The following is an 18138-nucleotide window of genomic DNA, read 5'->3' as shown; positions in this document are numbered from 1 at the left end:
CGCCTCCGTGACCCCGCAGTTGGGAGGCCAGTGCCAGGGGCACGATTGCGTCCGCCAGGGTCACCGAAGCGGGCGGTGCTGGAAGGAAACCGTGTGAGCCCGATTTCGGTCCGGGGATTCGCAGTGGCCTCTGCCACGGCGGTCACCGCTGTCGGAAGCGTTGTTGGAGTTGCCTCGGGCAGCACCGCGCAGAACAACGACGCCGAGGCGACTGCAGCCGACTCGACGCTCCTCGCAGACATCCCCGCGGGTCAGCAGGCCCAGGTGCAGACCGCCTCGCTGACACAGCAGGCGGACGTACAGGCCATCGCCGCGGACGCGAGCGCCAAGAAGGTGGCGGAGGAAGCGGCCCGCAAGGCTGCCGCCCAGACCGCGATAGAGAAGAAGGAAGCTGCCGAGAAGGCTGCCCAGGAGGCCAAGGAACGCGCCGAGGCGGAGGCCAAGGCCAAGGCCAGCCGGGACTCCTCCAGCTTCCCCGTCCAGAACTCCTACACCATCGGGCAGATCCAGGCGATGGCGCAGGCGATGGTGCCGAGCGGCCAGTGGCAGTGCTTCAGCAACATCGTGGACCACGAGTCCGACTGGAACTATCGGGCGGTCAACCCCTCCTCCGGGGCCTACGGTCTCTTCCAGGCCCTGCCGGGCTCCAAGATGTCGTCGGTCGGCTCCGACTGGCAGACCAACCCGGCCACCCAGATCAAGTGGGGCCTCAACTACATGGACAGCCGCTACGGCAGCCCCTGTGAGGCCTGGTCCTTCTGGCAGGCCAACAACTGGTACTGAGCCCGCAACGCTCAACCCCGCGCAGCCCCTCCCCGTCCTAGGGGGAGGGGCTTTCGCCATGTACGGTCGGTGCGGACGACGCCAGGGGGAGTGGTGGGGACAGACGGGGAAAAGGGACGGATCATGTCACCAGTGCCAGGGTGGCTCGGTCGGATCGGCGCCAAACTGACCGACATGGGTGAGCGGTTCGGCGAGCGCCGGGCCGAGGCGGAGCGCGAGCACGCGGAGGCGGAGGAGCGCGACCTGCCGCCCGACCACCGTCCGCCGCCCGCCGATCCCACGCCCCCGGTCGCCGCGGACCGCCCGGATCCCGCCCTCGCCGTGCCCTGGGGCGTCCGGGTCGCCGCCGAGGCCGGCTGGCGCCTGCTCGTCCTCGCCGGCACCCTCTGGGTCCTCATGCGGGTCATCAGCGCCGTACAACTCGTCGTGCTGGCGTTCGTGGCGGCGCTGCTCATCACCGCGCTGCTCCAGCCGACGGTGGAACGGCTGCGGCGGCTCGGTTTCCCCCGCGGCCTCGCCACCGCCCTCACCGCGATCCTCGGCTTCGTCGTCATGGGCCTGATCGGGTGGTTCGTGACCTGGCAGGTCATGGAGAACATCGACAACCTCTCCGACCAGGTCCAGGACGGCATCGACGAGCTGCGCAAGTGGCTCCTCAACAGCCCCTTCCACGTCACCGACAAGCAGATCAACGACATCGCCGAGAACCTGCGCGAAGCGGTCGGCGCGAACACCGACCAGATCACCTCGGCGGGCCTGGAGGGCGTGACGGTCGTGGTCGAGGCGCTGACCGGCATACTGCTGGCGGCCTTCTCGACGCTGTTCCTGCTGTACGACGGCCGGCGCATCTGGGAGTGGACGCTGAAGCTGGTGCCGGCGGCGGCCCGGCCGGGTGTGGCGGGCGCCGGCCCGCGGGCCTGGCGGACACTGACGGCGTACGTCCGCGGCACGGTGATAGTGGCCCTGATCGACGCCATCTTCATCGGCCTCGGCATCTACTTCCTCGACGTCCCGATGGCCGTCCCGCTCGCCGTCTTCATCTTCCTGTTCGCCTTCATCCCGCTCGTCGGCGCGGTCGTGTCCGGGGCGTTGGCGGTCGTGGTCGCGCTGGTGACGCAAGGCGTCTTCACGGCGGTCATGGTGCTGGCGGTGGTCCTGGCGGTCCAGCAGATCGAGGGCCACATCCTGCAGCCGTTCATCCTGGGCCGGGCGGTCCGGGTGCACCCGTTGGCGGTGGTGCTGTCGGTCGCCGCGGGCGGCATGATCGCCGGTATCGGGGGTGCGGTGGTGGCGGTGCCGTTGGTGGCGGTCACGAACACGGTGGTCGGCTATCTGCGCTCGTACTCCCACGAGGCCGCGCTGAAGCAGTCGCCGAGGCCGAGGGGCGCCACGGCGGTGGAGACGGCGCCGACGGAACCGCCCCCGGCGTCGTAGTCCGCGCACCACCCGTCTCGGCGGGGTGAGAGCCGAGGTCTTGGGCCACTTCTTGTCCGACCGAGACGGGTGGTGGGTGGGCACAGGCCCGGGGGTCTGGGGGGGGGGGCAGAGCCCCCAGCCGACGGCAACGACAACGCCGGTAGTTGTCAAATGGGCGCTGTGCAAAGCCAGTTGGGCAACCGGAAGGCTCAACTAACGCCAGTCGGCGACAGCTCGGAATACCGCGTCCGGAATATGCGCCCGGCCTGATACACATGCCTCCCTCGGTGATGCTCACAGAGATAGGGGAGTCGGACACATGGACCACATGGATCACATGGACCACAAAGCCCTGGCGCTGGAAATGCGCGGCCTGCGCGAACAGGTCACCGGGATCACCGACACCGCCGTCGCCGCCGCCGACGGACTGCTGATCGTCGCCGACACCGCCGACTCCATCGACCCGGAGGGCCTCGCCGCCCTCGCCGCGGCCGGCCTCGGTCTCGCCCGCCGTACCGCCGAGGCCACCGCCCGCGGCAGCCTGCGCCGGACGGTGACGTACGGCAGCCACGGTTGCGCCGCGGTGTACGCCGTCGGCGACACCGCGCTGATGGTCGTCCTGGGCGACGAGGGGATCGACGTGGACGAGCTCCACCGCGCGACCCAGCCGACTCTGCGCCGTATCGGCTCGATCCTCACCGACCGGGAAACAGCCTGAAGGAACCGGCGGGCCGCGCGGGCTACTCCGTGCGCAGCCCGTCCGGCCGCATCAGCCTCAGCAGCGGCGGCAGACTGAGCAGCGTCACCACCAGGACGACCGCGGCACCGACGCCGGTCATCGACAGCACGCTCGGCCAGTCCACGCGCACCCCGGTGCCCGCCATCCGCAGCAGGACCGCGCCCAGCGTCAGCCCCACCACCGAGGCCAGCAGCAGGCCGAGCGCGATCGGGATCGCCGTCTGCCACAGCACCGACAGGCTCAGTGTGCGCCGCCGGGTGCCGAAGGCGACCAGCGCCGACAACAGCCGCTTGCGCTCGCGGAGTTGCTCCAGCTGCGAGACCAGGAGGCTCGCGCCGATGAGGGCGAGCACGCAGGCGGCGCCGACGAACAGGCCGGTGCGGATCGCGGTGTAGCGGTCGGCCCGCTGGACCGACTGCCAGACCATGGGCTCCTTCAGCGGGTCGATGGTCGCCGCCGTGTTCCGCACCAGGTCGCGGACGTCCGGCACGGACTCGTCGAGCTTGAGGTAGAGCTGTCCCTCCAGGACCGCGCCGGCCGCGGCCGGCAGCGCCTTCGGGGTGATCAGGAAGCCGCCCCGCTCCGACCCGGTGGGGTCCGGGCGGGTCTGTGCCTGCTTCATACCCGACGGCACCACCCAGGGCACCTCCGAGTTCTTCACGTCGCCCTCGTAGGACGGGTCGAGGTACAGCGTCTGTCCGGCCTTCGCCAGCTTCAGCGTGTCGGTGTCGTAGTCGGCACCCCGTACGGCGAACACGTCGCCGTCCCGGCACGAGGGCAGCGTGGCCACCTCCCGCAGTGACGCGCAGTCCGCGACGGTCACCTGGGTGCCGAGGACCGGATCCGTGCGCCGCTCGCCGAGGTATCCGTCGGAGTACGCGTAGACCTGGCGCACGCCCTCGGTCCGCCGGAACTTCTCGACGGAGGGGCCGAGCGGTTCCCCGTCCCCGAGAGTCACCTGCATCTGCGCCAGCGAGACGTCGTAGCCGGTGTTCTTCGTGTAGTCGCTCTCCACCCCGGCGAACAGCATCTGCAGCGCGATCGCCCCGGCCACCGCCACCGCGATGCCGTTGACCATGCGGGCGGCCGTACCGCTGCTCATCTGGAGCCTGCGCACGGCCAGTTGCCAGGCCACGCCGCCCGAACCCAGCCGGGCCACGACGGCCTCGACGATCCACGGCAGCAGCGCGGTCACGCCGACGAGCAGGAGGACGACACCGCCGGTGACGAGGTACTGGTTGAAGTCGCCCTCGTCGCGGCCCTGTCCGACCATCGGGTAGAGCATCGCGAGCCCGCCCAGCGGCAGCAGCAGCCGCCACCACAGCCGGCGCCGCGCGGGCTTCGCCGTACGCACCACACCGAGCGGCTCGATGACCACCCCGCGCAGCGCGAACAGCGTCACCAGCACGGCGGCCGCCGGCACGGCGAGGCCGACCAGCAGGGCGAGCGCCGGGGACGGGTTGAGGTAACTCGGGTACACGCTGATGTCGAAGACCTCAACAGAGCCCGCCACTTGACGGCCGATCAGGAAGAAGCCCGCCCCGAAGACCAGCCCGAGCACCGTGCCCGCGAGCGCCTCGCCGGCGGCGATCCGCCGGGTGGACCGGCTGTCGGAGCCCACCAGCCTGAGCGCCGCGAGGCGCCGATCGCGCCGCTCGCCACCGAACCGTACGGCCGCGGCGATGAAGACGGCGACCGGCATCAGCAGGACGACGAAGACGACGAGGATCAGGAGGAGCAGGACGGGGTCCATGTCCTCGGAGGCCCCCCGGGAGAGTCCGAACTGTTCGATCCGCGCCGCCCCGCCTCCGCCGAGCCGCTCGGCGAGGCCCTGGCCGCCCCGGTAGAAGGCGAGCTCGGCCGAGCCGATCAGCCCGCTCTCGCCGATCGTGCCGACGATCCGCTGCGGCAGCCGCTCCCGCAGCAGCTTCCCGGAGTCGGACTCCAGGAGGTCCTTCAGGGCGGGGGAGACCACCATCTCGCCCCGCGCCGGGAACTTCTCCACCCCCGGCGGCAGCGGCGCCCGCGGCCCCTCCGGCTCCAGCTCCCGCCCCCGGACGTTCTTGTCGCGGAAGGTCGTACCGGCGTTCGCGATCAGGAGGGAGTGGTCCGACCTGGACACCTTGGTGTCGGTGTCGCCGTAGTAGAGGTCGTTGCGCGCGGCCTCCCGGTCGTCCCGGACGGCCAGTGCGTTCGGCAGCGCGGTCGTCAGCAGCAGCAACGCCACCCCGAGCCCCACGCCGACGGCCGTCAGCACCGCCCGCGTCCACCCCTCGCGCCCCCCGGCGAACGCGAACCTGACCCCCATGGCCAGGTCCCGCCCCCACTGCCTCACCTTCATACGACGCGCTCCATGTCCCGCGACTTCCCGTCCCGTACGACGATCTCGCGGTCGGAGTACGCGGCCACCCGCGCCTCGTGCGTGACCAGCACGACGGCGGCGTTGGTGGACCGGGCGGCGTCCGTGAGCAGCTCCATCACCCGCTCGCCGTTGAGGGAGTCGAGCGCGCCGGTCGGCTCGTCGGCGAACAGCACCCGCGGGTTGGTGACCAGCGACCGCGCGACGGCGACCCGCTGCCCCTGCCCGCCGGACACCTCGCCGGGCCGCTTCTTCCTCAGGTCGTCGACCTCCAGCCGCTCCATCCACCCGAGCGCGGTCCGCTCGGCCTCCTTGCGGGAGATGCCGTTCAGCCTGAGCGGCAGAGCGACGTTCTCCACACAGGTCAACTCGGGCACCAGCTGCCCGAACTGGAAGACGAACCCGAAGTCGCTGCGCCGGAGCGCACTGCGCTGGGCGTCGTTCATGGTGGCCATCTCGCGCCCGTTGTACGTGATCGACCCGGAGTCGGGCGGCACGATCCCGGCGAGACAGTGCAGCAGGGTCGACTTGCCGGACCCGGACGGGCCCATCACGGCGACGACCTCACCGGGGTGGATGGAGAACTCGGCGCCGTCGAGGGCGACGGTCGGGCCGTACGCCTTGCGCAGCTCGTCGGCCGCGAGCAGGGAACCGGCGGGGGCGGTCACTTGGTCACCACCTCGGCAAGCTTCTCCAGCCGCGCGGCCGTCAGTTCCAGCCAGCGCAGATCGGCCTCCAGATGGAACAGCGCGTGGTCGCAGATCAGCTGGTCGGCCAGATCGCCCCTGCGCTTGCGGTCGGTGAGGATCCGCATCATGCGCAGGTGCTCGGCACGCTGGGTGTCGAGGATGTCGCCCGCGTCGCGCCGGGTGAGCAGCGCGAGGACGACCTTGGTGTACAGCGTCGACTGGAGGTACGGCTCGGGTTTCTCCGGGGTGGCGAGCCACCGCTGTACGTCGGTGACGCCGGCCTCGGTGATGGCGTACCGCTTGCGCTCGGGCCCGCCGCCGGGTTCGATCCCGTCGACCTCGACGAGCCCGTTCTTCAGCAGGCGGGACATCGTCGAGTAGACCTGGCCGTAGTGCAGCGGCCGGTCGTGACCGAACTTCTCGTCGAAGGCCCGCTTCAGGTCGTAACCATGACAGGGGCCGGACTCCAGGAGTCCCAGGAGGGTGTGACCGATGGACATGGGTGGGACTGTACATGGGGTGTATACCCCGCATGTATACCTGGAGTGTGTACGTCATGGCGGGGTGTACGGCGGCGCAGGTGGGAGCCGATTGTCACGGTTCTGCGACAGGCCCCGAACCCCCGGGCGGACGCCCCCGGCGGGGCAGGGGCCCGGTCTCCTTCGGCAGCCGCCCCGCGTCGGCCAGCGCCTTCCGCAGGAGGAACTCGATCTGCGCGTTCGCCGAGCGCAGCTCGTCCCCGGCCCACCGGGCGAGCGCCTCGTACACCGACGGGTCCAGCCGCAGCAGCACCTGCTTGCGCTGCTGCGGCCGACGCTGAGGGGCCGAGCCCTCGGAGGGATCCGTCACTGGTAGAGCGTCCCCGTGTTGAGGACCGGCTGCGGAGCCCGGTCGCCGCACAGCACCACCATCAGGTTGGACACCATCGCCGCCTTCCGTTCGTCGTCCAGCTCCACGATGCCCCGCTCGGAGATCCGGGCGAGTGCCGCCTCGACCATGCCCACCGCTCCGTCCACGATTTCCCGCCGTGCCGCGACGACCGCCCCGGCCTGCTGCCGCTGGAGCATCGCCGAGGCGATCTCGGGGGCGTAGGCGAGGTGCGTGAAGCGGGACTCGATGATGGAGACGCCGGCCGCCTCCACGCGCGCGTGCAGTTCGACGGCGAGCTTCTCGGTGATCTCCTCGGCGTTGCCGCGCAGCGAGAGGCCGTCCTCGTCATGGGCGTCGTATGGGTACTCGATGGCGATGTGCCGGACGGCCGCCTCGGTCTGGGTGGAGACGAACTCCAGGAAGTCGTCCACCTCGAAGGTGGCCTGCGCGGTGTCCTCGACCCGCCACACCACGACCGCGGCGAGCTCGATCGGGTTGCCGTAGGCGTCGTTGACCTTGAGGACGGCGGTCTCGTGGTTGCGGACGCGGGTGGAGATCTTCTCGCGGGAGGTGAGGGGGTTCACCCAGCGCAGCCCGTCCTCGCGGATCGTCCCCCGGTAGCGCCCGAAGAGCTGGACCACCCGGGCCTCGCCCGGCGCCACCGTGTTCAGACCGCACATCGCGATGAAGGCGGCGAGGGCGATCACGATGCCGACGACGATCAGAGCGGCCTTGGCGCCGGTCGCGGCGACCGCCGTGGCGGTGACGACCATGCCGATGCCGAGCAGCAGGCCTATCAGGCCCAGCAGCAGCGCGAGCGCGCCGCCGATGCTGTGCGCGGCGAACTCGCGCACGCGTGGACCGGGCATGCGGGGCACGTCGGAGGTGGGTGCGGAGTCGTGTGTGGACATGGGGTCCCCCCGTTTGTCTAGCGTCGTTCTAGCTAAGTGATATCACTTTACCCCGTCACGACAACCCTGACCCCCTCTCAGTGGTCAGGTTCCATGGACTCGGGTGCTGATTCTCACGTCCGTAAAAGACCGGATCGAAGGCCCTTTGTCACAGAGAGCGGTGTTAGCTTTCTGAGCTGACTCGGGCCAGCAACCTGTGTGACAGCCGAGAACGAAGCGGAGCGAGCGGACTCATGGGACGAGCGGAAGAGAGACGAGCGCGGCAGCGCGGTGGTCGCCGCGCGGCGCCCAAGAGCCGCCACTCGTCGGCCGCCGCGGGCGGCAAGCCCGGGAAGAGCGGCATACGCAGGTTGTTCACCTGGAAGAAGATCCTCGGCACCTTCTTCGGCCTGTGCCTGCTCGGCATCGGCGCCTTCATCGCGCTGTACATGATGGTCGGCATACCCAAGGGCAACGCGGCCGCTCAGCAGCAGAGCAACGTCTACGAGTACAGCGACGGCACGATCCTGGCCCGCGTCGGCGAGACCAACCGCGAGATCGTGGAGCTCAGTGAGGTCCCCAAGTCCGTCCAGCACACCTTCGTCGCGGCGGAGAACAAGACCTTCTACACGGACGCCGGCGTCGACCTCAAGGGCACCGCTCGCGGCCTGCTCAACACGCTGTCCGGCAAGGGCAAGCAGGGTGGCTCGACGATCACCCAGCAGTACGTCAAGAACTACTACCTCAACCAGGACCAGACCGTCACGCGCAAGCTGAAGGAACTGGTCATCTCGTTGAAGGTGGACCGCACGACGTCCAAGGACGACATCCTCGCGGGCTACATCAACACCAGCTACTACGGCCGCAGCGCCTACGGCATCCAGGCCGCCGCCCAGGCCTACTACCGCGTCGACGCCAAGGAACTCAGCGTCGCGCAGGGCGCCTACCTCGCCGCGCTGCTCCAGGCGCCGAGCCAGTACGACTGGCAGGCCGCGACCGACACCGGCAAGGCACTGGTGAAGGAGCGCTGGAACTACGTCCTGAACAACATGGTCGAGGAGGGCTGGCTCACCAAGGCCAAGCGCGACGCCATGGAGTTCCCGGTGCCGAAGGAGCCGAAGGGCGCCCCCGGCCTGGACGGGCAGAAGGGCTACCTGGTCAACCTGGCCAACACGCAGCTCGAGGACCAGCTCATGAAGGAGCAGGGCATCTCGCGGGACGAGGCCGAGGCGCAGGTCGAGAACCAGGGCTGGACCATCACCCTGAACATCGACAAGAAGAAGCAGGCCGAGCTGGAGCAGGCGGCCAAGACCCAGCTGACCAGCAAGCTGGACCCCGAGAAGCGGTCGGTCGACAAGACCATCCAGGCCGGCGCGGTCTCCGTGGACCCCAAGACGGGGAAGGTCGTCGCCCTGTACGGCGGCGTCGACTACTACAAGCACTTCCGCAGCAACGCGACCCGCGCCGACTACCAGCCCGCGTCGACGTTCAAGCCGGTGATCCTCGCCGCCGCGCTGGAGGAGAACGCGAAGACGCAGGACGGCAAGCCGATCACCGCGAGCACCATCTACGACGGCACCAGCAAGCGCCCGGTCGTGGACAACGGCACCAAGGTCGGGTTCGCCCCCGAGAACGAGGACGACCAGGACTACGGCGACGTCACGGTCCAGACCGCGATGAACAAGTCCATCAACTCCGTCTTCGCGCAACTCGGTGTCGACGTCGGCATGGACAACGTCCTCGAGGTGGCCGGCAAGCTCGGCATGGACACCACCGACCTCAAGGCGGTCCCCGCGCAGACCCTCGGCACCATGGGGGCCAGCCCGCTGCAGATGGCCGGCGTCTACGCCACCCTCGACAACCACGGCAAGAAGGTCACGCCGACCATCCTCAAGTCGGCCGAGCACAACACCCGCACGGTGGAGCTGCCCGACCCGATCGGCGACCAGGTGCTCAGCCGCGAGACCGCCGACACGGTCACCTCGGTCCTGACCGGCGTGGTCGACGACGGTACGGCCCGCACCTCGGTCCGCGACAACTCCGAGCGCGACGGCCAGCAGGTCGCCGGCAAGACGGGCACCTCCGACGACAACAAGTCGGCCTGGTTCACCGGCTACACGCCCGACCTGGTCACCTCGGTCGGCCTGTTCGGCGAGGACGCGAAGACCGGCGCGCAGACCAAGATGTACGGGGCGGGCGGCGAGGAGCGAGTCAACGGCGGCGGCTTCCCGGCGCAGATCTGGGCGGCGTACACCTTCGGCGTCTCGGCCAAGAACTCCAAGTTCGACCTGGACACCGACCAGGGCGCGGCGGTCCAGCCGACCAAGTCGGTGACCCCGAGCCGGACTCCCAGCCGGACCCCGACGCAGGAGCCGACCACGGAGCCCCCGACGACGGAGCCCGAGACCTCGGAACCGGCGACGACCGAGCCGCCGACGCAGACCCCGACGACCACTCCGACGACCAGACCGCCGACGCAGACCCCGACGACGTCACCTCCGGCGGACGCCACGACCCCCGAGGACCCACTGAATCCAGCGGACGACGACAACCTGTAGCAACGGCAAGGGGCGCCCGGTAATCACCGGGCGCCTCTTCAGCCTTTAGGGGGCGCGGGGCTGTGACATATGCGGCTCCGCCGCGTGGGCGCGACAAGCGCCACCGGACCCGCAGCCGCCCTACGCCCAAACCCCCGCGGCGAAGGCGAGAGAACCCCCGCCCCACCGCCGGAGGCATCAGGCATCAGCTGCTGTTCAGCTCGAACCAGACGACCTTCCCCGTGCTCAGCCGCGTCGCCCCCCACCGCCGGGCCAGCCGGTTCACCAGGTACAGCCCGCGCCCGCCCTCGTCCGTGGCACGGAGCGCGCGAGCGCCCACCGGGCCAGCCGCCGGGCCAGGCCGGGAAGGGCGTCCGGCCACGTTGTGTTCGCCTACTGTTCACTCGAATGTCGCTCTGAAGAGCCTGATCGGCGGTATCGGCCTATGGTTGTGCCATGTTTTGACCCTATTTCCCGGCGGCGCCGTCCGGCGCGCACCATGAAAGGTGGCACGAGCATGGACAGTTCTCTTCGAGAGCTCGCCGAGTGCAAGGTCGGCACACGTGACTTCAGCGTCGGCCTCGCACACGACCCGGAGAACACCCTCGCTCGTCTCGACCGCGCCACCGGGGTTTCGGGATCCGAATCAAGGCAGGAGTCTCCCGCTGAACGCTGCGCTTCGCTGTACGACGCCATACGCGACATGAGCGCGTACGGATCGGTCATAGAAATGGATCGGTCATAGAAGTGGAAAGGTACAGGAACAACGGTGACGACCTCCTGCGTAGCCGGCGGGAGGGTGAGGTGCCGAGGAAATGAGCCGCATGAACGCGGCTCAGTGAAAGTGGCTGCCGACGGGTGGGGGCTTTCATGAACAGAGAAAACCCGAACGCTTTTGACTCCCACCCGGAGGAGCCCAGTGGACGCACCCTGGGGGACAAGTACTTCAAGGAGTTCATGAGGCTTGTGCACGTGAGCCTGAGGAGCGGGTGGTGGGGCGAGCCGCTGAGTGCGTCCTGCGGCGCGGCGGGGGGCGCCTGGCTGGGGCATGACGGCGACCTGCCGATAGAGGAGGCGCTGGGAGTCGCAGTCTCCATGGTGGGTATCGTCATCGGGTCCGTATTCGCCATCCTGGCGATGATCACGCGAGCCTGTGACAACAACTTTCTGAAGAAGGCAAGAAAAGCCCGCATCTTGCCCATCGTCAATTACTTGTGGCCGTTCTTCACCATTATCGCCATGGGAATTCTGTCCACTGTGTTCCTGTTGGTCGTGGCCGGAGTTTCCGAGGATGCCCCGAGAGTGTTGCCCATGGCGGCCGGGGCGGCAGCGGGATTCTTTGTCCTGTGGACCCTGGCCAGCCTTCCTCCCGCAATGGGGGCCCTCATCGTTTTCACTCGACTCATCGAGAAAACCTCTGGAATAAGCGACTGAAGGACTGAAGGCGGCGAAAAGGGCGGCGGAAAAGGCGCCGGTGCAGGGACGCGTACGGCGTCTCCTGCACCGGCGTGGTATGCCCCGCGTCATTCGTCGACGTTGAGCTCCAGGTGGACGCACCGACCATCCAGGGTGATGTAGCCGTCACCATAGGCGGAGCGGTAATGGCCGGTGCCGCCGATGATGGCGGTCTTGGCCGTCACGGGCTTGTGCGGGTTGTAAGTGATCATGTCGCTGAGCGTCAGTGTCCCCTTCTTCAGGCGCAGAACACGTGTGCACTGCGTGGTCACCTCGTGGTGCCGGACGTGGATCGCGCTGCACTCCGACTCACCGGCACCGGCGCGCAACGGCTTCCGGCTCGACTTCTTCGTCGTCTTCTCGTTCTTCGGCTTCTTCTTTTCGCTCTTCGTCTTGTTCTCGGTGTAGAGCTCCAGTCGGGTCAGCCAGCGGTCACCGGTCCGGATGTGCCGGGGCGAGGTGTCGAACGCGGTGACGCCCGTCAGCTCCACCCTCTCGATCTCGTTGTCCTTGTCCGACCCCTCGGCCTGTGCCAGCGACGGGAGAAGGGCGATCGCGGTGGTGAGGGCGGTGACGACGACGCCACGGGCAGCCGATTTGATCACGAAACCTCCAGGCCGAACAGGGTGCCCCAGGCGTTCCGGAGCATGGGCGAGTCATTCCACGCAGTGTGTTCCTGCAGTGCGACGGGCCCCGCGTGGCCGGACCGAACGCACCGCTCGGCCGGCGGGACATCCGTCCCGCGGCCAGCCGCGGTGTGCCGGTCAGTCATCGACGTAGAGGTCGAAGTGGACGCTGTCGCCCGTCAGGGTGATGTAGCCCTCTCCTTCGGCGTCGTTGTAGATGCCCGTGCCGCCCGCGATGGCGGTCTTGGCCGTCACGGGCTGCCTGCCCTCCCGGGTGATCAGGTCGTGGAGGGTGATCTCCCCGTTCTTCAGACGCAGCACCCGCGTGCACTGGGTGGTCACCCGGTTCTCGTGGGCCTCTACGGCGCTGCACCGCGAACTGGCGTCGCCGGCGAACTTGTGCTTGGGGGTGTACAGGTTCAGGTAGGTGACCCAGCTGTCGCCCGGAGCGATGAACCTGGGGCTCATGTCGAGTGCGGTGACGCCGGTGTACTTGACGCGCACGATGTCCTCGTCCCCGGCATCCGCCGAGGCTTGTGCGGACAGCGAAAGAGTCAATGCGGTGGTCAAGGCGCCGACGGTCACGGCGCGGCGGACGGTGGCAGAGGGCATGCATCCTCCTGGGGGTGACTGCGGGCGCTCGGACCTTGGGAGCACCGGCGAGTCATTCCAAGCTCAGGAACCCTGCCACGCAACGCGCCATGCGCGGCGGTGCCGCACATGCCACCCGAACAGGGGAACGACCGGCACCACTTCCGTGGTCGTCCGCACCAAGCGGACGACCAGGAAGCAGTACTAGCTAGTGCCGTGGCAGGCAACGTTCGCCCCGTCGCGACGCCCGGCACGCTCCACCACTGCCTTAAGGGCGTGGGAGGGGCCCCCACTCGCCGCACCGGCCGAAGACCCAAGTACGTCCAGTACGAGGGCCCCCGGCCGGCACTCCCCCAGAGGGGGGACCCCCAGAGCACGCACCGGACGCCGCTCCTTCACGGGCAAACGTCGCCTGCCACGGCACTAGGAAGCGGACGGCACCCCGAGCTCGAACCAGACCACCTTGCCGGTGGAAAGCCGGGTCGCCCCCCACCTCCTGGCAACCTTGTTCACCAGGAACAGCCCACGACCGCCCTCGTCCGTGGCGCGAGCCTGCCTGAGCCTCGGCAGCTGCGGAACGTCGTCCCCGACCTCGCAGCGCAGCACATCCGTCCGCAGCAGCCGGAGCGTGATCGGCCGGGTCGCATAGCGCACGGCGTTCGTCACGACCTCGCTGACCAGCAGTTCCACGGAGTCGGTGATCTCCTCCATGCCCCAGCGGGCGAGCGCCCGCCGGGCCAGCCGCCGGGCCCGGCCGGGGGCCGCGTCCTCCGGCTCCAGGAACCAGTACGCCACGTCGCTCGGCGCGATCCCGTCGAAGCGGGCGGCGAGCAGGGCGATGTCGTCGTCCCGGTCGCCGGGGCCGAGCATGTCGAGCACCTCGTCGCACAGCGCTTCGAGGGGCGGCGGATGATCGGGTCCGGTCAGCTGCGCGGTGGCGGCGAGCTTCTCGCGCAGCTGCTCTATCCCGGTCCACACGTCCCGCAGACGCGACTCGACGAGCCCGTCCGTGTAGAGGAGCAGGGTCGCTCCGGCCGGTGCGTCCAGCTCCACGGCCTCGAAGTCGACACCGCCGACCCCGATCGGCGCGCCCGGCGGCACCCGCAGTACCTCGGCGCGGCCGCCCAGGTGCAGCAGGACCGGCGGGGGATGGCCGGCGTTGGCGATGGTGATGCGGTGCGAGACCGGGTCGTAGACGGCGTACAGGCAGGTCGCCATGCGGTCGGTGCCGAGCCGCTGGGCCTGTTCGTCGAGGTGGTGCAGGACCTCCTGCGGCGGCAGGTCGAGCCCGGCGAGGGTCTGTGCGGTGGTCCGCAGCTGGCCCATGATCGCGGCGGACGTCATGGAGTGCCCCATGACGTCGCCCACCACCAGCGCCACGCGGCTGCCCGGCAGCGGGATCGCGTCGTACCAGTCGCCGCCGACCCGGGCGGTCTCGGCCGCCGGCAGGTAGCGGGACGCCAGCCGTACGCCCGTGGGCCGCGGCAGCGTCTCCGGCAGCATGGTGCGCTGCAACTCGTCGGCGATGTACGCCTCACGGCCGTACAGCACCGCCTTGTCGATGCCGAGCGCGCTGTGTGTGGCGAGCTGGGCGGCGACCAGCAGGTCGTCCGGCTCGAAGGCGATGCGCTCCGGGCGGCGCAGGAACAGCGCGGCACCGATCACCCGGCGCCGGCCGCGCAGCGGGGCGAGGATCGCCCGCTGTCCGGCGGGTACGGTGAACTCGCCGCCCTCGCCGAGAAGTTCGGTCAGTGCGGCGCGTACGTCCGAGGTGTCCGTGAACACGGGACGCACCCCGCGCAGCACCTCGGCGAGCGCGCTGCCGGGCCGTACCTCGCACAGCTCCGTGCCGATCGTGTCCAACTCGGGCTGATCCGGGACCGGCACCGGCAGGATCCCGTCCTCCAGGTCCCGCTCCTGCGGGATCCGGTCGGTCCGGCGCAGCCGCAGCACGAGGGGCCCGGTGGGCCGCTCGTCGCCGACCGGCAGCGGGTCTCGCAGATAGACGAGGATCGCGTCGGAGAAGGTCGGCACGGTCGCCCGGCACAGCCCCATCACGATCTCGTCGAGGTCGATGCCGCGGGCGATCCGCCGGGTCGCGGCGCCCACGAACCGCAGCCGGTCGCCGTCCCGCCGCATCGGCGTGGGCCGGCCGGGCGGCAGCCCCTGCCCGGTACGGCGTTCCTGGCTCTTGGCGCTCTCGGTGCCCGGCTGGGCCGGGATCGCCTCGGGCACCGGCCGGGGACGGTGCGTGTCCGGCTCGGCGGAGACGGCGGGCTGGGAGTGCTCGGGGTCGGTACCTACGGCTCTGGTGTCCTTACCGCTCGATGTCGTCGTGCCGGGACCGGCGGGCGGCGTCTCGCCGGCGCGCGCCTGTGCCGGTAAGGCTCCCGCGCCGGGCGCGTGCGACGGCGTGTCCGAGCCATGCTCGGCACTGTGCGGGTGCGACGGCGCCGAGGTACGCAGGAGCGCCCCGCGGGGATCCGCGGGGTCGGCGCCCGGCTGGGGCCGTTCGAAGGAGGTCGGCTGCTCCGTCACGCGTGTCGAATCCGTCCGTCCGGCGCTGGGTACCGCGCGTGCAGTTGGTCCCGCCGAAAACCCGATACCCGGAATACATGTCCCAGGAACGGATTTCCGGCGTGGCCAGAGGCTGTTTCTGTGCCACCGGCGGGGGCGTTGCCGTCCACACCGGTGTTGCCCTCGTACCTCTCGCTCACGTCCTGCCGCCCCTCGGTGACGATCGGTCAAGCCCAGCGCGTACCCCGCTAGTTGTCACTGCGCGCCCTTGCGGAGGACGATCCTACGTTTCTTGCCCGGGGGCGCATCAAGGGTCTCATGAGGACATGTGCGCGGGCGTACGATCCCAGTCCTCCGGCAGGGTAGGGACACTCCAGGACGGATCGGGACGCCAGTGCTGCCAGCCGTCCGAGAACGGCGGCCCCCAGGCCCGGATCACCTCCACGGCGGACCGTCCCGCCTCCCGTACTTGTTCGGCCAGTTGAGCATCCATCAGCCCGTCCCGCTGGGCCTGCGCGAACTCGTCCTCGTCCCGCCAGTGCCAACTTCGGTCGGGATGTACGGAGATGTCCAGGAAGTGGTCCTCGGAATCAACCCCGCCGTCCCAACGCGTCAGTGGCTCCTCCAGGTTCACGTACCAGTTCTTGAACCGCCAGCCCGGATCCCAGAAAAGCCAGACCGACCAGGGTTCACCGGGTCGCGCCAGCTTCAGCACACCCGTCCCGAACCACCGGTCGCGCTGCACGGTCCGCGGTTTGGTGTAGCGGCTCTCCAACGGCTCGACGTGCACCGGCGTACCGTCCGCGAGCACCGGCTTCACACACTCGGTGCCGGGCGCCATCCACACGGCGAGCACCTCGCTGTCGTCCCGTACGACGGTGACGGGACGCGCGATGTGGAAGCGCGCGCCGCCGTTCTCCCGGTAACGCCACAGGATCTGACTCCCGGGCGCCCAGAACACCGCCGACCCGCCCGCGTCCGCTTCGGCTCTCACCGCTCCACCGTCTGCCATGCACAGATATTAGGTGCCACAGGCATACGACGCTGCGGCGCGCGTCACGGTTCACGCGCGGGGCGCGAGGCGTGCCCGATCGGTTACGGACGCGTCATCCGCAGGACATCCAACGCCTCGTCCAGCTGCTGTTCGGTGAGGTTCCCGCGCTCCACGTACCCGCCCTCGACGACGACCTGACGGATGGTCTTCTGCTCCGCCAGCGCCTTCTTGGCGACCTTCGCGGCCTCCTCGTACCCGATGTACTTGTTGAGCGGAGTCACCATGGACGGCGACGACTCGGCGTACTCCCGCGCCCGCTCCCGGTGGGCGACGATCCCGTCGACGGTCCGGTCGGCGAGCAGCCGCGAGACGTTGGCGAGCAGCCGGACGGACTCCAACACGTTCTTCGCGATGACCGGCAGCATCACGTTGAGCTCGAAGTTGCCGGCGGCACCGGCGGTGGCGACGGTCACGTCATTGCCGATGACCTGGGCGGAGACCATGAGCACGGCCTCCGGGATCACCGGGTTGACCTTGCCGGGCATGATCGACGACCCCGGCTGGAGATCGGGCAGCGAGATCTCCGCCAGCCCGGTGCGCGGCCCGGAGGCCATCCACCGCAGGTCATTGGCGATCTTCGTGAGCGACACGGCGACGGTCCGCAGCTGCCCGCTCGTCTCGACGATCCCGTCCCGGGCCCCCTGCGCCTCGAAGTGGTCGCGGGCCTCGGTGAGCGGCAGCCCGGTGGTGCGGGCGACTTCCTCGATGACGGCGGCGGAGAACCCGGGGGGTGTGTTGATCCCGGTCCCGACGGCGGTCCCCCCGAGGGGCAGCTCGGCAAGTCGCGGGAGGGAGGCCTGGAGCCGCTCGACGCCGTACCGCACCTGCGCCGCGTACCCCCCGAACTCCTGCCCCAGCGTCACCGGCGTGGCGTCCATGAGATGCGTCCGCCCCGACTTCACGACGTCGGCGAACTCCTCGGACTTACGGGCGAGGGAGTCGGCGAGGTGCTCCAGCGCCGGGACGAGATCCCGGGTGACGGCGGCGGTGGCGGCGATGTGAATGGACGACGGGAACACGTCGTTGGACGACTGGGACGCGTTGACGTGGTCGTTGGGATGTACGTCCCGCCCGAGCCGCTCGGTCGCGAGCGTGGCGATGACCTCGTTGGTGTTCATGTTGGACGACGTACCGGAGCCGGTCTGGAACACGTCCACCGGGAAGTGCGCGTCCCAGCGCCCTTCGGCGACCTCGTCCGCCGCCTCCTGGATCGCCGTGGCGACGTCCTTCTCGAGCACCCCCAACTCCGCGTTCACCTTGGCTGCGGCCGCCTTGATCCGGGCGAGGGCCTCGATATGGGCGCGTTCCAGATGCTGCCCGGAGATCGGGAAATTCTCCACGGCGCGCTGTGTCTGGGCCCGCCACTTGGCGTCCGCGGGGACGTGGACCTCGCCCATGGAGTCGTGCTCGATGCGGTAGTCGCTCATGCCGGATACAGCGATCGGAAGGCCACGGATGTTCCGGAGCCCCCAAGGTTCCACCATTCCGCCGCGCCCCCACCGACACCCGGTCACGCGTCGAACACACACCGCGAGAGACGGAGCATCCGACGACACCCTCGCCCTACGGACCGCGGGGGAGGCCGAAGGGGCCGCGGGGGACAGCTGCCTCA

The 18138-nt window shown here is 69.6% G+C and carries 15 protein-coding genes and 1 pseudogene; 5 read left to right on the top strand and 11 right to left on the bottom strand.

Annotated elements, in window-relative coordinates:
- Positions 1–93 precede the first annotated feature (93 nt).
- The 3 genes from AC5P09_RS01110 to AC5P09_RS01100 all read left to right on the top strand — a co-directional run bounded on the left by AC5P09_RS01110 (position 94) and on the right by AC5P09_RS01100 (position 2917).
- On the top strand, positions 94–783 hold the full coding sequence (locus tag AC5P09_RS01110) for an aggregation-promoting factor C-terminal-like domain-containing protein (RefSeq protein WP_493871973.1): 690 nt from the start codon (positions 94–96) through the stop codon (positions 781–783).
- Positions 784–906: 123 nt separating this feature from the next.
- Entirely contained in the window at positions 907–2217 is a 1311-nt protein-coding gene (locus tag AC5P09_RS01105; protein ID WP_493871972.1) for an AI-2E family transporter, read from the top strand.
- A gap of 319 nt (positions 2218–2536) precedes the next feature.
- Entirely contained in the window at positions 2537–2917 is a 381-nt protein-coding gene (locus AC5P09_RS01100) for a roadblock/LC7 domain-containing protein (RefSeq protein ID WP_493872293.1), read from the top strand.
- Between the two features lie 22 nt (positions 2918–2939).
- On the opposite strand, the gene AC5P09_RS01095 is transcribed toward AC5P09_RS01100, so the two are convergent.
- The 5 genes from AC5P09_RS01095 to AC5P09_RS01075 form a co-directional block, all read right to left on the bottom strand.
- Positions 2940–5279 carry an ABC transporter permease gene (locus tag AC5P09_RS01095; protein WP_493871971.1) on the bottom strand — a complete coding sequence of 780 codons (2340 nt, stop codon included), beginning with the start codon at positions 5277–5279 and terminating at the stop codon, positions 2940–2942.
- On the bottom strand, positions 5276–5965 hold the full coding sequence (locus AC5P09_RS01090; protein ID WP_493871970.1) for an ABC transporter ATP-binding protein: 690 nt from the start codon (positions 5963–5965) through the stop codon (positions 5276–5278). Before AC5P09_RS01090 ends, AC5P09_RS01095 begins: the two co-directional genes overlap by 4 nt.
- The gene (locus tag AC5P09_RS01085; protein WP_307677065.1) at positions 5962–6486 is read right to left on the bottom strand and encodes a PadR family transcriptional regulator; all 525 of its coding nucleotides are present in this window, start codon (positions 6484–6486) and stop codon (positions 5962–5964) included. Before AC5P09_RS01085 ends, AC5P09_RS01090 begins: the two co-directional genes overlap by 4 nt.
- 94 nt (positions 6487–6580) lie before the next feature.
- Positions 6581–6835, bottom strand: coding sequence for a type II toxin-antitoxin system antitoxin (locus AC5P09_RS01080; RefSeq protein ID WP_266434282.1), 255 nt, complete (start codon positions 6833–6835; stop codon positions 6581–6583).
- Positions 6832–7767 carry an SPFH domain-containing protein gene (locus AC5P09_RS01075; protein WP_493871969.1) on the bottom strand — a complete coding sequence of 312 codons (936 nt, stop codon included), beginning with the start codon at positions 7765–7767 and terminating at the stop codon, positions 6832–6834. The genes AC5P09_RS01080 and AC5P09_RS01075 overlap by 4 nt, the downstream gene beginning before the upstream one ends.
- Before the next feature lie 233 nt (positions 7768–8000).
- Between AC5P09_RS01075 and AC5P09_RS01070 the strand changes: the two genes are divergently transcribed.
- Entirely contained in the window at positions 8001–10304 is a 2304-nt protein-coding gene (locus AC5P09_RS01070; protein ID WP_493871968.1) for a transglycosylase domain-containing protein, read from the top strand.
- Between the two features lie 184 nt (positions 10305–10488).
- Here the strand turns inward: AC5P09_RS01070 and AC5P09_RS01065 are convergent.
- Positions 10489–10614 (bottom strand): annotated as a pseudogene (locus tag AC5P09_RS01065) (ATP-binding protein); the annotation flags it as partial.
- A gap of 539 nt (positions 10615–11153) precedes the next feature.
- On the opposite strand from AC5P09_RS01065, the gene AC5P09_RS01060 reads away from it, so the two are divergent.
- Positions 11154–11717 carry a hypothetical protein gene (locus tag AC5P09_RS01060; RefSeq protein ID WP_493871967.1) on the top strand — a complete coding sequence of 188 codons (564 nt, stop codon included), beginning with the start codon at positions 11154–11156 and terminating at the stop codon, positions 11715–11717.
- A gap of 89 nt (positions 11718–11806) precedes the next feature.
- Here AC5P09_RS01060 and AC5P09_RS01055 read toward each other — a convergent pair whose 3' ends face one another.
- From AC5P09_RS01055 to AC5P09_RS01035, 5 genes are all read right to left on the bottom strand, one after another.
- Positions 11807–12343: a hypothetical protein gene (locus AC5P09_RS01055; RefSeq protein WP_493871966.1), complete on the bottom strand. Its 537-nt coding sequence runs from the start codon at positions 12341–12343 to the stop codon at positions 11807–11809.
- Between the two features lie 159 nt (positions 12344–12502).
- A complete protein-coding gene (locus AC5P09_RS01050; RefSeq protein ID WP_493871965.1) occupies positions 12503–12976 on the bottom strand; it encodes a hypothetical protein in 474 nt (157 codons plus the stop codon).
- A 402-nt stretch (positions 12977–13378) separates the two neighbouring features.
- A complete protein-coding gene (locus AC5P09_RS01045) occupies positions 13379–15493 on the bottom strand; it encodes a SpoIIE family protein phosphatase (protein WP_493871964.1) in 2115 nt (704 codons plus the stop codon).
- 295 nt (positions 15494–15788) lie between these two features.
- Positions 15789–16484, bottom strand: coding sequence for a cytidylyl-2-hydroxypropylphosphonate hydrolase (gene fomD, locus AC5P09_RS01040; RefSeq protein WP_493871963.1), 696 nt, complete (start codon positions 16482–16484; stop codon positions 15789–15791).
- Between the two features lie 83 nt (positions 16485–16567).
- On the bottom strand, positions 16568–17953 hold the full coding sequence (locus tag AC5P09_RS01035; RefSeq protein ID WP_493871962.1) for a class II fumarate hydratase: 1386 nt from the start codon (positions 17951–17953) through the stop codon (positions 16568–16570).
- Positions 17954–18138: the final 185 nt, after the last annotated feature.

The sequence above is a fragment of the Streptomyces sp. a15 genome (assembly GCF_059026085.1).
Note: the sequence above shows the minus strand (reverse complement) of the source record. Positions and strands in the feature narration are given on the sequence as shown.